Origin of the sequence: Robiginitalea aurantiaca (assembly GCF_030380815.1) — a bacterium.
Lineage (GTDB): Bacteria > Bacteroidota > Bacteroidia > Flavobacteriales > Flavobacteriaceae > Robiginitalea > Robiginitalea aurantiaca.
On record NZ_JAUDUY010000003.1, the window covers coordinates 48,038 to 63,626 of the forward strand.

Below are 15,589 nucleotides of genomic sequence, written 5' to 3' on the forward strand. Positions count from 1 at the left end.
AGAAGCGACGGTTTAGTTCGGAAAGAAGATGGTTTTAGCCTTTAACGGGTCGAATCTGAATTTCACAAGGTGTTTTGAATTTATAGGAAATTTTCCACGCATTTTCCAGTTTGTTAAATTCCCTTGCAAATAAATATTTCGAAAGATCCAGTGATTCGATAGCTGTAAATTCAAAGGATAAGCCTCCGGCCCGAATCGAATTTCCGATTTTCACAGGGGTGATTCCCGGCGGGAAATGCAAGTGTCCCAAGAGTACTTTAGATTTAAACCTTCCTTTGATTTCATCATTGATGATGATTCTTCTATGGCAAAGGGTAAGGGTCCTTCTATGGGGATGGGAATATCCATAATGCTCTGCCTTTATCCGATACTTGTCTTCCTCAAGGATGCTCACCTCTGCACGTTTTCCCACCCGGAATCCTCCCCAAACCTGAGAGGAATTTTTGTTGTTAACCACAACCGTGTTATGCGACACAGTAGAACGCTCCAGTTGTCGGCGCCGAGTTTTTTCATAGGTGCTAGTGCCCGTATCTACGAGGATGTCACTGCCCTGATATCGCAATAAAACCTGCAAGGTATCCGCATGGGTGTGACCAGGCTGGTAAGTCGGCAGGATGGGGCAAGCATCGAAAAGCACTTCAAAATCGCCTGAAATGTATTTGCGATACCCACTACAATTAAGACTCATGTTTTCGGCTTTCAGGCCCAACCTTTCCCCATACAATAAAAGGGGCCGGGTACCTGCAGCAATACCGGGGGCTGCGTCATTGATAAAGGGGATGCTGCCGTCCTTCCAGCTGATGGTTTGCAGCCAACCCAGCATCTTTAGTGCGGTTTTCTCCAACAGGGAATGCAGTTCCGGAAGCGCATGTGCATTGTTATTTAGAAGGTTGTAGGCATCCAGGACACGGTAAAGCATCATTTGATGGTACATGGGACTGAGTTCGCAATGAGCACCATCCTTCAAGATCTGTTCCTTAAGTTCCAGGGTTAGGATTCGTCTGGCCATATCCGCAAATTTTTCATCTCTGAAATAGAGGGCGCCAAAAAGAAGGGAAAAGCCGTTTTCAAGAAGGTGGTTACCCTGTAGGTGGTACTCAAGGTTGTCTAAGAGGCGGCAGTAATCTTTATATAATATGGCGCTCAGGCTTTCATCAGTAATACTATGCAAGCTAAGGAATTTGATCCAGTTTATCCCCCTTACAGATGTGGGATAAGGTTCGACCCCATCTTTCCGACCCGACGCTTCCTTGAGGTACCCCATCATCAATTCAAGCCCCGTTTCTCTGTTAATCCCATCCTGCAGTAGGAAGTCAAAATAGTTCAGGTTATAGGTCCAGAGTTTGCCGAAGCCTGAATAGTTCCAATCGACGGTCTTAAATATTTTTTGCTTGTTCAAAAAGCGAAACGTTCCAGGTCCCTTATAGGAGGTGGGTGAAGGAATTCCTTTTGCGAAAGCCAAACTTTTTACCCCTGAAGGGTTTCCCGAGTAGGTTTTCCTGCCTAAGAGCGGCCTAACCCGGTAATAGAGTAGGTACCAGAGCTGGAGGGGCTTTAAATGTCGTAATGTATGGTAATAGCGGAAAACCTTCTCTGGAGTCAAATTCCGGATTTTGCGTATGCGTTGATCACAAGTAAACCTATTGCCCGCTTTTCAAGCTTTCGATGGCCGCAATCGAAGCCTTAGAGGTAGTTTAACTGATTCAAAGGGGATAATATGATGTCCCCCTTCTTTGAGAGAATCCATAAGGTTCCAAAACTGTCGTGGATGCCCTTTATCCTGAGACTTTTTCAAACGATAGAAGTCCTTGAGGCCGGAACCTTTATGCATGCGCTAATTGTCCAATAGCAAGGATCGCGTGGCTCTGATTAATATCTTGCCGGGCCTGACCAAAGCAGTAGGTACTTCTTCAAGCAACGTGTGATTTTTTTAAGATCCTGTATGAGTTGTTTCATCTTTAGCGGATTTCAGAGATCACAAATTTCAATTTACCAGAGTTAGGTTTGTAAATTTTATCATAATATCTAATTTTAATATCTATTTCATAACCAAGTCTTTGCCTCGTAGCATTAAGTATGATTGGTTCATGAACTTCCCTTTTATATTCGGAGGCAGGTACAATTCTAATTTCTACCTCATTTAGAGATTTCTGATAAAACTGAGCCTCTTTCACAAAGGTAGCAGTAAGGAAAATCATTGTCAGCCTGCCTATTTTAACCCCGTTCGGAAGTGTTATGTAGTCGTCATTCCTTCCCTCTATGGAAATTATTTCACCATGGTTATCTAAGAGTGCAATATCATTGGTGTCATACCTTATCAAAGGGAACGCATGGTTTGAATAATTTGTTCCAATGATTTTAAAAAGATTTGCCCCTAAATCTGACTTAATGAACTCCACAAAGGCGAAATCCTGATCTATCTGGTACTTACCACAGGGGGTTAGGCTTATGTTAGCTACACCCTCCTTAAGCCCATAGTGTTCAATGGGTTTTATTTCAAAAACTTCTTCAATTATTTTTATCTGATGAGGCAGCAGGCTTTCGGATCCGATGGAAACGTAATCCATGGGTAAGGAAGGGAAGCCCTTTTCCCTTATCAGGGATGCCAGAAATGCCAACTGTGAAGGATAACCATGGATCCACTTCAGGTTACTGTTTCGGAGTTTATTGTAATATTCACTAATGGTTTTTGCATTTAGATGAAGTGGGCTGAACATGACCTGTCTCATAGGATGGTTGTATCGCCAATAGGGGGGTTTATTTTGATTCGAAGGAACAACACTTCTTCCTCCGAATAAGCCCATCCAATCGCCAAATGAGATGCCAAACCGTTGGCGGAACCTCCACCAAACTGCCCATTGCTTTCGTTCCATACTAGCAGTTTGAGGAAAAACCAATCCTTTGCCAGTTGTTCCGCTGGTTGCCAGATATGATGTTGGTTCTTTAAGAGGAACCTTCAGTAGTTCAAAATGCTGATCCACTTCATACCTGGTTAAGATAGGCAGTTTTTGTAATTCCGTGATAATGTCCTTTGAAACGGGATTTACTTCATACTCTTGGAACCGCCTTTTCCAAAAAGGACTTTTTGCAGCATTTTTAACAAAGGATGTTAGCTCAGTTATATTGACTTCATTTGGATTCCCACGATTAAATGCATCCAGTATTTCATAAAATTCACTGTTATATCTTTTTTTATGACGAAAATATTCCCTCCCGGAAATTAATAGGTTTTGAATGGGGATCGGCGAATTATTATAAATAAAGGGAATCAATTGACAAGAAATAAATTAAACTTGAAGTATGAAGAATAACTCTTCTAAGCATTCGAAAACCTCAATACAATAGATGTGTTTTCCTGTATATACATCATAGTGGGGGCTCTTAAGTCTTATTTTTCGCATTGGAGATGGAGACATCAATAATCTCTTGGCATTGTATTTTTTATCTTCGGAACCTCTGTTTTGAACTTTGAAAGGTCAATAAAAAGAAACCAATTCTTTTTTCCAAAATAGGCAAATTTTCTTTCTGAATTTAGTGCAATAATATAGGCGAACCATGGAAAGAACAGGAACTGCCCCGACGTTAAATTTCCTTCAAAAAATGGAATAATTGCAAGTGGAATAAATAATAAATCGTAACGCGAAACTCTGTTTATGATTTGCCGGATAGGCTCAAATAGCATGAAAAACATAAAAAGCGTAAACACTGGCAACCCTAAACCAAATAGAAGCTCAAAATAGGAATTGTGGTAACCAGGCATAACCATGCTATTAGTAGAAAAGGCACCTGGGTTATAGAAACCTACCCCGGTAAGAAGTACCATAGGATTTTCTGAAACCTTACTATTAATTGCTCTAAACCTGACTAATCTCCCTTCTATTCCTGTTTCCTTTTGGCGGACGCTACGGTCAATTACAAATGTAACGGCATCATTACCCTTGCTCGTGAGATAGGTAACTAAAATAATTGGCGCAAACACGATCAACACCTTTTTTTTTAAGGACATTTTTTTATTGTAAATCAAATTAATGAGCAATGCAAGTCCAACAGCAAGAAGTGAGGTTCTGTTTCCGGAAACAATCAATAAATAAACAGCCAAAAAAATGAAGAAATACCAGACTAATTTGATAAATGAATTTTTTATTTTCCCTTTTGAACCATGAAGATTAGCAATCAGAAAAAGTGCGGCTGACCATCCAAAATGATTTGACACAAATACCATTTCTTCATTACGGCCATATATTGATTCACCGCTAAAATCTCCTCCAAAAATCAAGAAACTAATCATTGGTATTGCATAAATTATCATTACCATATTTGAAAATAGATCAAGAACTTTTCTTTGCCCATATCTATAGATAAGTATGCTAGTGGAAAGCCAGACGTACAAAAGTGGTAATACAAAGTTCGATGCGCGATTTAATGAACGCATTATGTCATTGGATAAAAGTGTAAACACTGGCAAAATCAAACAAAGGCCAAGGATTAGTTGAGTGTTTTTAGTAGCAATGAGAGATACTTGGCAATCTTTTTGCATTAAAAGCCAAATAGAAGAATAAATAAGTAACAGTATCTTGATTACTTTTACCACGTCAACGGAGGCACTTCCAGTAGCCACGGCCATAGCATAACCAATAATGACAATAAAAGCATTAAGAAAAAGCAAAAGATATATGCGATCTTGATTTATTAATGAAACCATCTCAACATTTGTCAATCACAATTGGTGTTTTAGAAAGGTTCAAAATCTCAATGAAATTTTCAAGGATAATCTTGTAATCAAAACTCATACAGTGTTTTAGACCCATCTCAATTTTTTTATTTCGAAGATCATTATTTGTAATACATTCCCGAAATGCCTCAGATAATTGTTTAACGTTTCCTGGCTCGACCAACCATCCACAATCACCATATTTTAAAACCTCCGGTATGCCACCAACATTGGTCGTAATTACAGGCACTCCATAACTTATTGCCTCCAAATTCGCAACTCCTAATGCTTCCCGATATGATGGAACAGAATAAATGTGAGTTTCCAGTAATTTCTTAAATACAACTTTTTGTGATTGATAACCTAAGAACACTATAGACACATTATTCTTGCCGGCTAACATTTGTTTGATCTGATTTTCCTCAATATTCTTAGGGCCAATTATTGTCAACTCAAACCCAAAAGGAAGCATGCCAAGGGCGGATAAAAGTAAAGGCAATCCGCCTAAATAATAGTTTGCTTTAACGAATAATACTTTTATTATTTTTGAACAATCGATTTCTGTAGAATTGGTCTGTTTTGGAATTTCAATCCCTTTATACAAGATTTGGAATTGACTTCTTGGGATTTTGTATTTCGATGCGAGATAATTTGCTAAAAACCGTGAATTGACAATAGTTGTTTTTTGATTTTTTAGCGTGATCCACTCTAGTTGTTTAAAAATTAGATTCTTAAGATATTTATATTTGAACTTAAAGTTACTAATGTCACGACACGCATTATTATAGTCATTTACCATTCCAATGGTTTCTGGTTTCAAAATGGTAGAATACAAACCTATCAGCGCATTATTGTATACAAGGATATCATAGGAATAGTAGTTCGTCTTAATTTTTTGGGCTGCTCTGTGATATTGTATAATACGAAAAAGCTGACCAAAAAACCCTAAAGCTTTGGGATATTTCAGATCGAGCTTGTAGACACAGGGCCCTGATTCCGATACATCTTCTGTTAGAATCCGAATTTCGTGTTCCCTAAATTGTTCGTTAATATCAAGAACTAGATTAGCAAATTTAGCTGGACCATTTGAAACTTCTGAGAACTTATTAGTACAAAAAAGAATTTTCATAATTCGTGTGCCAATAGAAGTCTCCCCTGAACACTCTCCCATGCATACGATTTCTTTAGATCCTCTGTGAAATTATATGTGCCTAGTTTGTTTATCATTTCATTGGTGAGGGCTTTGAAACTTTCAACATGATAAGATGGAAGTACGATACCTATGTTTAAATCTTCAACTAATGAGGCAATTTTTACCTCTGGATTAATAATTAGTGGGGTTTCAGTATGAATACTATCATAAACCTTATTGGGACTTGCATAGACTATATTCAGGTTGTTTCTAGGCTCATAGAGGCACAATATATAATCCACTTCTGAGGCGGCAATCTCTAACGCCATTTGTTGTGAAACAACGCCCCTATATTCTGCCCTGGGGTGATTGGAAAGCAGTCTGGAATCTTCATCGGCAAACCACCCCAACATGATTAGACGTATTCGCTTATCATTTTCCAATAGACCTTTTGCAACAGCACCTCCGCGATTCATCCCAAGCCATCCAAAGAAAAGTATTCTTATGGACTTTTCATTGGAGGATTTGGATATAGGACCATGATACCGAAAAGGATAATTTGGAAGGACAATAAGTTTTTTCTGCAGGAAATCGGGCATTAGCCCCTTGCGAGCTTCGTCTGTTACAATAACTTTATCACAGGGGGCATACACAATTCTTTTTATTATGGTGTATTGCCTTTTCTTAATACCATACCTCATAAAAAACGAATCGAAAACATCCAAAACTGTATGCTTAAAGAAAAGAAATGGCCAAAAGAAAATCATCAATTGTTCATTAACTATATGTACGCTAGAAATAGGATGCTTTAGTACTAGTTTCAAGTATGCAGTAATCTGTTTTAAAATAGTGATTAGATGATTGCGCTTGCCTTTTATTAAATGAGACTCGAAGACATAATTCTCTATAAAACTTGTTGTTTTGGCACTTTCTGAAACACCAATGAAACAGACATTATATTTTGCTGAAAGGCTACGAACTTCTTTATTGATGCGCATATCGGTGCCGTCATTCGAAGATATGTAGAGCAAATATTTTAGATTATCCTTTTTTTGCAATTGTTGAAGTGTATTTGATTGCCAAGATGGATAGTATGAAAAAAATTATGTCGCCTAGAGTGGTAATAAACCTGAAGATTAGTGCAATAATTATGCTTTTAGAATCATCAACAACAAATCCTAGTATTAAAATTAGAATTGATTCCCGCACCCCTAGCCCTGCAGGGGCTCCCGGAGTTATATATCCACCTATCCAAGAAACAGAAAATGCTGTCAATGAAATGGCCAGAACTTCAATGTTCATTACACCTGTTGCACCCACTAACAAAACAAGGATACTGCCGATTAAAACAAAAAAAGAGAAATAGAGGAATTCTATTTTTAGTAGTTTGTAAAACAGTTTTTGATCATTTCGGACGATTGTAAAGGGCTTAAATATCTCAAATTTATTACCAAAATAGTTCAGTAAGATTAAGCCAATAATTACCGCAAGTATGGCCCAATATGCAGATGACTCAATTGCTTTTCCAATAAAAAGCCATCCAAATAAGGATAGAATTGAACTCGCCATTAAAAGCCCAATTATTTCGAAAAATGCACTTCTTACTAAATCAGAATTGGACGTATCATCGTCATACGTCTGTAAATGTCGATTGATTATATGAAATACATTTCCAGGTATATACTTTGAAATTTGAGTCCTTCCATAAATACTCCAGTAATAGACATTAGTATACTTTGACAAAGAGGTAAGGAAAGTGAGTTTTCTCCAGTTTTCAGCCAACAGAAGATTTCCCATAAGATACAGAAGAATGCCAATTGTAACGATGGGAATGTAATGATGAAAACTAATTCCTCCAAAAGAGGGCATATTTTTAGTAAACTGAAAGACAAAATATCCAAATCCAATGGCTGTTATTGGATATCCTATTAGTTTGGAGTATTTTTTAATTCCTTGATTCAATTTGTAAATTTAATTTCAATCGTTCTAGAAACAGTGAGGTGCTTTGTCCGTTTTAAGGTTTTTTTGAAACAACTTTTTCGTCTAAATTTTCCTTCCTGATGTAATATTGTATTTCTTCCAATATCTTTCTATTTGCGCTGAATAAATCAGCCAACATGGCGAAGAGCCACAACTGAACTCCAAGAAATATAAAAATTGAGGCAACAATAAGACTAGGAACTCTTGAAAGTCCTTCGAAGAAAAATAGCCTTAAGACAACCCAACGAAAGAGTAATAGGAGGCCAATAATTAATGAAACATTGCCTAGGGTCCCAAAAAATTTCATTGGTTTGTAAACCATGAAAATGCGAAATATTGTAATCATAGATCTTTTTACGTAAGACCAAATATTTTTTACCAATCGAGAAGGCCGAATATCTTCGTTCGTCCTTATAGGAATCGATTTGGTTGCTATATTTTTATGCCCAGCTTGAATTATAGTCTCAAGGGTATATGTATATTCATTGAAAACGTTTAGCTGCATTGCGGCATCTCTAGAGATTGCCCTGAAACCGCTAGGGGCATCAGGAATATTGGTGCCACTTATTTTTCTAACCACCCAACTCCCCAACTTTTGAAGTCCTTTTTTCAATAGAGAAAAATGACTTGTACTCGAAATCGGTCTCTCGCCGATTACTATATCGGCCTCTTCATTTAAAATTGGCTCTACTAGTTTTAGGATGTCATTAGCTTCGTATTGGTTGTCTGCGTCAGTATTTACAATAATATCTGCTCCCAGAGCCAAAGAGGTTTGAATTCCGGCCATAAATGCTTTAGCAAGCCCTTGATTGGTTCTGAAGTTAACAACGTGATTAACCCCACATTCTCTGGCGACCTTTACTGTGTCATCGGTACTCCCATCATTGATTATAAGCCATTCTACTTCACTGATATTTGGCAGGGTTTTTGGTAAATGAGAAAGCGTAATACCCAATGATTCAGCTTCATTAAAACACGGAATTTGTATAATAACCTTCATGATCAGTTAGTTAATTTAGGGCCTTTCATTTATTTAGGCCTAAATAAATGAAATCTATCGCTTTCAAAAATCTCAAATAGAAAAACGAGGATTCCTAGTATTTGAAAAGGTATTAAAATCGTAAAATACCTTGGATTGGGATTAGTCAATGTATGAAGTAATACATAATAAAGCATTATGCTACTGACAAGAAGAAATAAGGGATATTTCTTTCTAAACCGAATTGTGATTATTAGGGTTGAGATGAATCCAAAGAATGATATTAACATTACTAATAATCTCTCCCAGTAGGCCTTTATAACATAATCCGGATGCTTAAGTAGTATCTGAAACGGAGTTAGTTTTTCCTTATTTCCAAAATAGGAATATATACCTTTTTCTCTATATGGATTTTTATATCCGGTTTCATATGGAGCTGCGATTACGAGCGGCAGTCTCTTCATAGTGGCTTTAATGAAGAAGATAGGATTTTCTTTCACATAGCTTTTGACTTGATTCTTAAACCAGTCATTAGCTTTAAAAGTAGCCCTGTCCTTGAATCCATTGGCCATAGCAACTTTATTTGCATAGTTATCATCTCTTATTACTCCCCAAGGATTATCGAATTCTCCAATACATTCCCATATGGTGCACCACGAAGCTGAAGAACCATAAGTCCATCTGCCCCAGTTATCATAGTTGAATTTAGCCCATGGTGTCAGTAAAAGATATGAAGATATTCCTATTATAAATGCAAATTTCAAAGATGACAGGAATCTTTTAGTCATCCAAAAAAGTCCGAATCCAATGAAAACCCATATATGAAGGGCTGTGCTTCTAAAATAGGTGCTAACCCCAATAAATATACCGCATAATAATATAGAGTAGATGGATCCATTCTTAATAGCCCTTAAAAGAAAATAGATTGCCAGCAATAAAAACCCTGTGGCAATACAGCCAGGCAAGACATTAGTACTTGGATAAATTAAAGGCGGGTATAAAGCGTAAATCCAAGTAGCAATTAAACTCAAAGAAACATTCTGCCCGGTAAGCAATATGGCAATAAGATAGAAAAGTAAAGGAAAAAAGGAACTAATTAAAGCCTGAAAAATGGACATATTTCTGACTATAGGTTCTCCAGTTAGTTTATATACAGCAAAAATCAGCATTGGATAACCTGGCAAACGAAAATCCATGGCCTGTAAATCTAATCCACTTAAATCAGGCCTATTATTTTCATTTAAAGTTTTGCCGAAGTCCAATAAAGAAACTGAAAAACTATTTAAAGTGTCGGCAGAATATTCCCCTACCGGCCTGCTATATCCATACCCGGAAGACATCATGTACACTGGAGAAATATAGGATTTAGTCATACCTTCATAAGAAGGATTTGTGTAGCTAACCCATATTATTCTTATACAGAAACCTATAATAAGGATAAGAATTAAGTGAAGATGAACCTTACTTATTGTGGACATAAATTAGGACCGCTCCAAGTTTTCGCATAATACCATTGTCCAAGGGAATGGACTTCTAATTTCACATATTGCAAAATGAGGTTTTAAAATGTGCAAGAATGATTTTTTACTCCAATGCTGTAAATGTCCCGGGGTATTCCCTAAATCTTTCCAGTATTTTCCACGTGCTACATTAAGAATTCTCCATATTGGTTCTCTAGGAACACTTACAATTAAGTATTTTGAATTGAGTGATTTAATAATTTCTAAGGCCATATTCGGATTATCGAGGTGTTCCAACACCTCACAACAAACGATCAAATCGGGATTCGCCACATCTTTTTTGGTAAGATTATAGACACTCTGAACCTGAAAGTCAATATTCAGTTTCATGAGTTGATTATTTTTTTTGGCTTCTTGAATGATTTCTGAGGATATATCTGATCCTTTCACTATGCCTCCATTCTCTGCCATTCTTATAGCCAGATGACCTTCTCCACAACCGATTTCATATATAGATTTGGCATTGGCTTTCTTCACCAAGTCATCAAAAGACTTTAAGAATCCGTTCATCAGAGCTTTGGCAATGGGATTGGCGGTTCCATATTTATCATAAAAATTACCGGCAGGATTGTTTTCATTTTTCATGAATTTTGTTTTCAAATAAGCTTAGTTATTGACATCATTCTTCTTGGCTAATATTTATTGCTTTTTAACCTAATAAAACGCATTAATCAAAACAGTTTGCAAAATCTTCCCATTTGTATTTCTTCAATTCCTCAAAATTCTTTTCACCTATTTTTTTTAATTGGTCACAATTCAGTAGAGAAGACTCATAAAAAATTTTGGTTAGCTCACCTTCCTCAAATAGGAGTTGTTTCTGTTGACTTAGCCTACTAGCCAGAACTCCTTTTCTCGGAGCAATTATTGGCTTCGAAAATCCCATCGCTAGAATTGCACTTCCTGAATTTTCAATTTTATTAAAAGGAAGGGCCACAATATCAGAGGCATTAAAGTAGTATTGTAGATCGTGATCAGAAACAAATTCTTCTTTGATCAAAACACAAGACTTTTCACTGCTTTTCTGAATAAGCTTAAAATATTGAGAATCTAATGACTTGCCAGCAATTACCAGTATTGTGTTAGTCAAGCAACTTTCTCGAAATGCTTCTAGCAATTTCAGCACCCCTTTATAGGGCTTGATTAGCCCCAGATATAAGAAAATTCGCTTGTCCAAAGGTAAATTCAACTGATGTCTAGCTTCATCTTGAGTGACATTATTAGGGTAATAATCTACATAAGAACCTTCTGGGACCACTCGAAACTTATCTTTTGGGACATTTAGCGCTCTGGAAGCTCTTGGAATTGTACTATTATCAAAAACTCGAATCCACTGACAATTTGCTGCAAAATATCTTCTAGCCCATTTATAAGGACCATGTATAGGACTTTCGTGAGGGAAGATGTTATGTAGTGTCCAAACCAGTTTTATTCTAAAGATATTAGTGATGATGTATATCTGTAAAACAAAAAAAGGGAATTGTACCCAAGTCATCCATGTTTCTCGCCTTAAATAGTATGAATGTAACCAATCTAGGTGTAGATAGTCTGGGCGATATTTTAATGTAGTTTTAAGTAAACCAAAAAACTTACCAGACACGCCATGTTTTACATTATAACCAGCGAGTCTTAACCCTTGCATCATAAGAAACTGATAGGGGTTTTCAATGCCTGCTATGGGCAAGGTAATTATGGTTGTAACTTCAGGTTTCTTCATTTAAGAAGAAAGGAATTGATTTTCGAATTGAGAAGTGCTTTGATTTTATCAACTTTACTGCTGGAATTAAAAGGAAAATTCAAAAGACTTGGAGCGTTTCTTCTTATAAAATCTAGATGGAACCCTTTTACAGACATCATATTTGAAGGAATACTTTTCATTAAATTAATCTGATATATCGAATTTCCTAAATTGTGGGATAGAGGTTTTGCTAAGGTAAGACTCTGTTCAATATAGCTTAGCCAACCCCCTATTCTTTGATCTAAGTAATATTTTTTATGAAAGTGGGTTCTTAAAGGATGATTACTACAATATGTAGCGTATTTTTTTGTTGCCTGAATTTGAAAGTTCCGGAAATCGGAAAGTGCGTAATTGAATATACGAGTATCTTCTTCGTTTTGAAATTTTAAGTCAGGGAGTCTTTCGTAAAGATGTGCTGAACTTTCCCCAGCCAATTCCAATATACCTCCACGCAAACAGACCTGATTTTCATTAAACGATTGCCATTGTTGATGTGAAAAGAAAAAGCGATCAGCATCCCTTGCGTGAATTCCGCTGTGCTGGTCAAATAATGTTTGAAGGTTTTTTTTGAATACTGATGGCTTAATAAACAGGTTTTCCGACGATATAGCCTTAGGAATTTTGTAATCAGAAATTTTCATGCTTGGGAATACATGTGTGTAGGAACGAACATCTTTTTTGACAGTTGAAGCTATTGCTAAAATAAGCCTGCTGTCATAGCCTCCAGAAAGAGCAACCAAAGGCTTTAACTTGAGCTTCAAAACTAAATAGGATACTTCATTAAGGAAACTTTCACTTAGGTCATTATATAAATCCTCGTATGAATCAAATCTATAATTTAGTTCCAATTGTCGATACCTTATACCCCACGAATTTTTTAACCTAATTGCTTTTTCACCTGGAAACATTTTAAAGATATTTGAATAGGCCGTTCCAGGCACAATAAACCAATTATGATAATATTTACCTTGGAGGTCATAATCAGGACTTTTCTTATTCAATAAAGAATTTAATAATACAGGGCTCGAAGCTAAATAGGAACAAGATTTATCATATACCAAACAGATTAAATTGGAAGCATCTGAAAAGATTTGATCTTTGCCAATTAGACACCAGCGTCCAGCCCATTTATGACTATCAGATTCTATTTCTTGGATTCCGGCATACTCATTTTTAAAATTATTCTCTAATAAAACAGGCCAACCGAGTAGGTAATAAATGTTGCCTTTACAATCATTTAGTGTTTTAACCGGTAATTTGGAACAATAAGAAATATGCAGACCGTTGCCAACAGAAATAGATCTCCATTTTGAATTTAAATGGTGTTTTTGGGCAGAAACAACAAACTGCTTTTGATGTAATTCCAAACTATCTAAACCAATATTTTTTAGAAGGATTATATTTTAGTTTTGATTTTCTTTTTCCAATTATTTTTGCCGGAACACCAGCCGCGATGGTCATCGGAGGGATATCTTTTGTCACAATACTGCCGGTTGCTATCACCGCACCTTTACCAATTTTGACCCCGGGCAAAATAGTGACTCGAGAAGCAATCCAAACATAATCTTCAATTACCACATCACCTCCTTTTGTGGCGTGATTGTCACTATTCGGATCATGCTCTAGAGTCCATATGTTTGTTTCTTGCCCTATATCAACATAATCACCAATAATTAGTTTTCCTCCACGGCCATCTAAAAGGATTCTTTGATTAAAAGAATTCCAATTCCCAATGTATATTTTTCTTGGATTCCGGATTTCTGTGTACATCCTGAAAAAATTACCTTGACCAACTTTGTTCAGTCTTTGCCTCAAAAGAAAGTAACGAATAGAATGAAAAGGAAGTCCCATTAACCAGTCGTTGAATATATAATTCCAAAATGCTAGGATTATAGTTTTAATTTTCTTCAAGTTGAAATCTTAGAAATACTAATTATAGAACATAAATTTTAAATCAAATTACTAAGGCAGATATTTTGGTGACTAAAGTCGATTCTTAAAAGTTATTTATATAGAAAATCTAACTTTTGATAGCCATCAATAACTCCTTTTTAAAAATTGTAATAATCAGTAAGGTGTAAATAACAAACATTAATGCTCCCTTTAGAATTATAACTTCAATTAACATTAGAGAACTTTCGGGGATGAATGCTAAAACAATAACGGACAAACAAATACTTAAAATAAATAGAAGTTTTTTCCATGTTCTATTTTTTTTTAATGGAAATATATTCCCCCAATAAACACCTTGTTTCTTGGCCATTATAACGGATACTATACTTAGAACAATCATATTAAAAAGTGGGATAAATGATAGACCCCAGACCCCAAACATTTTAACGGCAAAAAAGCTAAAAATTGCGCTGGCAAGTTGAGACAAAGTCCAAAAGAAATATAATTTTTTAGCCCCACCCAAAGCCACTGCAGATTTTCTAAAAAGAGCAGACATCATAATGAATGCTATACCAATCGTGTTTAGTATCAACATTATATAGGCTGTTTGGAATTCTGGTTCAGTCAGCTGGTCATTCTTCCAGAGAATTTGTAAAACTGATTTACCGATAACTACTGCCAAGCATATTTGAAGTATTCCAACAAGTCCCAAAAACAATAATGGAGCTCTAAGATACGAGGCCAAATTACTCTCACCCTGAGCAACTTTCTTGGAAAATTTGGAAAAGAAAACCGTATTAATAGGGGTAAGTATAATACTTCGCGCCCTGCTACTAAGCTGCCTGGTATAACTAAAAATCGAAAGAATTCCTTCCGGCATTAAACTCGCCATTGCCGTTAGAATCACATTAAATAATTGAGTAGCTCCAACGTAGCCGGATGTTGTAAAAAGCACCTTAAAGAATTTATTTAAATCGAATTCATTAGTATTATAAACCAATTTATATCGAAAACCTATTTTGTTTAAATAGTACAAACCGAGCAAAAACTCGACTATTTTTCCAATTAATAAAGCATATATAAGAATCCAAATACCAAATTTGTTGTGATATACTAATATTAAACCCACTGAGATAATACTATTTACTAGGGCAGTAACCTCAGCTCGCCCGTAAACCTGTTCTGCATTTAAGGTAGTATTAATAAAAGATGCGATGATATTGAAAAGAATAAGAATTAACGAGGCCTGGAAAAGGGAGGTCGCGAGTTCCTGATTATTATTTACTAAGCCAGGCCCCATTATAGAAATAACCCAATATGCTCCAAAATAGAGTAATAACAAGATAAATATTAGAAATAACGTTACTCTGTTTAAGACTGCGGAAAGAAGTTTTGACGAGGACTCAATGCCGTTGCGTTCCTTTTCTTTAATATATTCAGGCAAAAAGACTTCAGCTAATTGTCCGCCTTGAGTTAAAGAGCTTACTAGGTATAAGGCTGACGTTGCCACGAAATATGCGTCAACAGAACCGTTTGCGCCGAAGTAGCGAACCTGTAATACTGAGTAAACCAAACCGAATATTGCTCCAAATAATTTTAGGACAGTTAGCTTTCCAACGGCTTTAATAGAAGAAATCAA

13 protein-coding genes are annotated in these 15,589 nt (G+C 36.2%); all 13 read right to left on the reverse strand.

The annotated features are described in order from the left end of the window. Positions 1-34: 34 nt before the first annotated feature. Complete coding sequence (locus tag QU605_RS06625) at positions 35-1,462, reverse strand: alginate lyase family protein (RefSeq protein ID WP_289724499.1); 1,428 nt, start codon at positions 1,460-1,462, stop codon at positions 35-37. 496 nt (positions 1,463-1,958) lie between these two features. Beyond that, positions 1,959-3,272, reverse strand: coding sequence for a phenylacetate--CoA ligase family protein (locus QU605_RS06630; protein WP_289724500.1), 1,314 nt, complete (start codon positions 3,270-3,272; stop codon positions 1,959-1,961). A gap of 143 nt (positions 3,273-3,415) precedes the next feature. Then, positions 3,416-4,717, reverse strand: coding sequence for an O-antigen ligase family protein (locus QU605_RS06635; RefSeq protein WP_289724501.1), 1,302 nt, complete (start codon positions 4,715-4,717; stop codon positions 3,416-3,418). Beyond that, the gene (locus QU605_RS06640) at positions 4,704-5,840 is read right to left on the reverse strand and encodes a glycosyltransferase family 4 protein (RefSeq protein WP_289724502.1); all 1,137 of its coding nucleotides are present in this window, start codon (positions 5,838-5,840) and stop codon (positions 4,704-4,706) included. Before QU605_RS06640 ends, QU605_RS06635 begins: the two co-directional genes overlap by 14 nt. Continuing rightward, positions 5,837-6,568, reverse strand: coding sequence for a glycosyltransferase family protein (locus QU605_RS06645; RefSeq protein ID WP_289724503.1), 732 nt, complete (start codon positions 6,566-6,568; stop codon positions 5,837-5,839). The genes QU605_RS06640 and QU605_RS06645 overlap by 4 nt, the downstream gene beginning before the upstream one ends. Before the next feature lie 316 nt (positions 6,569-6,884). Next, positions 6,885-7,805, reverse strand: coding sequence for a hypothetical protein (locus tag QU605_RS06650; protein WP_289724504.1), 921 nt, complete (start codon positions 7,803-7,805; stop codon positions 6,885-6,887). A gap of 52 nt (positions 7,806-7,857) precedes the next feature. Continuing rightward, positions 7,858-8,823, reverse strand: coding sequence for a glycosyltransferase family 2 protein (locus tag QU605_RS06655; protein ID WP_289724505.1), 966 nt, complete (start codon positions 8,821-8,823; stop codon positions 7,858-7,860). A gap of 29 nt (positions 8,824-8,852) precedes the next feature. Next, entirely contained in the window at positions 8,853-10,175 is a 1,323-nt protein-coding gene (locus QU605_RS06660; RefSeq protein WP_289724506.1) for an ArnT family glycosyltransferase, read from the reverse strand. Between the two features lie 108 nt (positions 10,176-10,283). Further along, on the reverse strand, positions 10,284-10,907 hold the full coding sequence (locus tag QU605_RS06665; protein ID WP_289724507.1) for a class I SAM-dependent methyltransferase: 624 nt from the start codon (positions 10,905-10,907) through the stop codon (positions 10,284-10,286). An 82-nt stretch (positions 10,908-10,989) separates the two neighbouring features. Beyond that, on the reverse strand, positions 10,990-12,036 hold the full coding sequence (locus tag QU605_RS06670) for a glycosyltransferase (RefSeq protein ID WP_289724508.1): 1,047 nt from the start codon (positions 12,034-12,036) through the stop codon (positions 10,990-10,992). Next, positions 12,033-13,424: a hypothetical protein gene (locus QU605_RS06675; RefSeq protein ID WP_289724509.1), complete on the reverse strand. Its 1,392-nt coding sequence runs from the start codon at positions 13,422-13,424 to the stop codon at positions 12,033-12,035. The genes QU605_RS06670 and QU605_RS06675 overlap by 4 nt, the downstream gene beginning before the upstream one ends. 1 nt (position 13,425) lies before the next feature. Then, positions 13,426-13,968 (reverse strand): acyltransferase, encoded by a 543-nt coding sequence (locus QU605_RS06680; protein ID WP_289724510.1) that lies wholly within the window; start codon positions 13,966-13,968, stop codon positions 13,426-13,428. Positions 13,969-14,077: 109 nt separating this feature from the next. Beyond that, entirely contained in the window at positions 14,078-15,589 is a 1,512-nt protein-coding gene (gene murJ / locus QU605_RS06685) for a murein biosynthesis integral membrane protein MurJ (RefSeq protein ID WP_289724511.1), read from the reverse strand.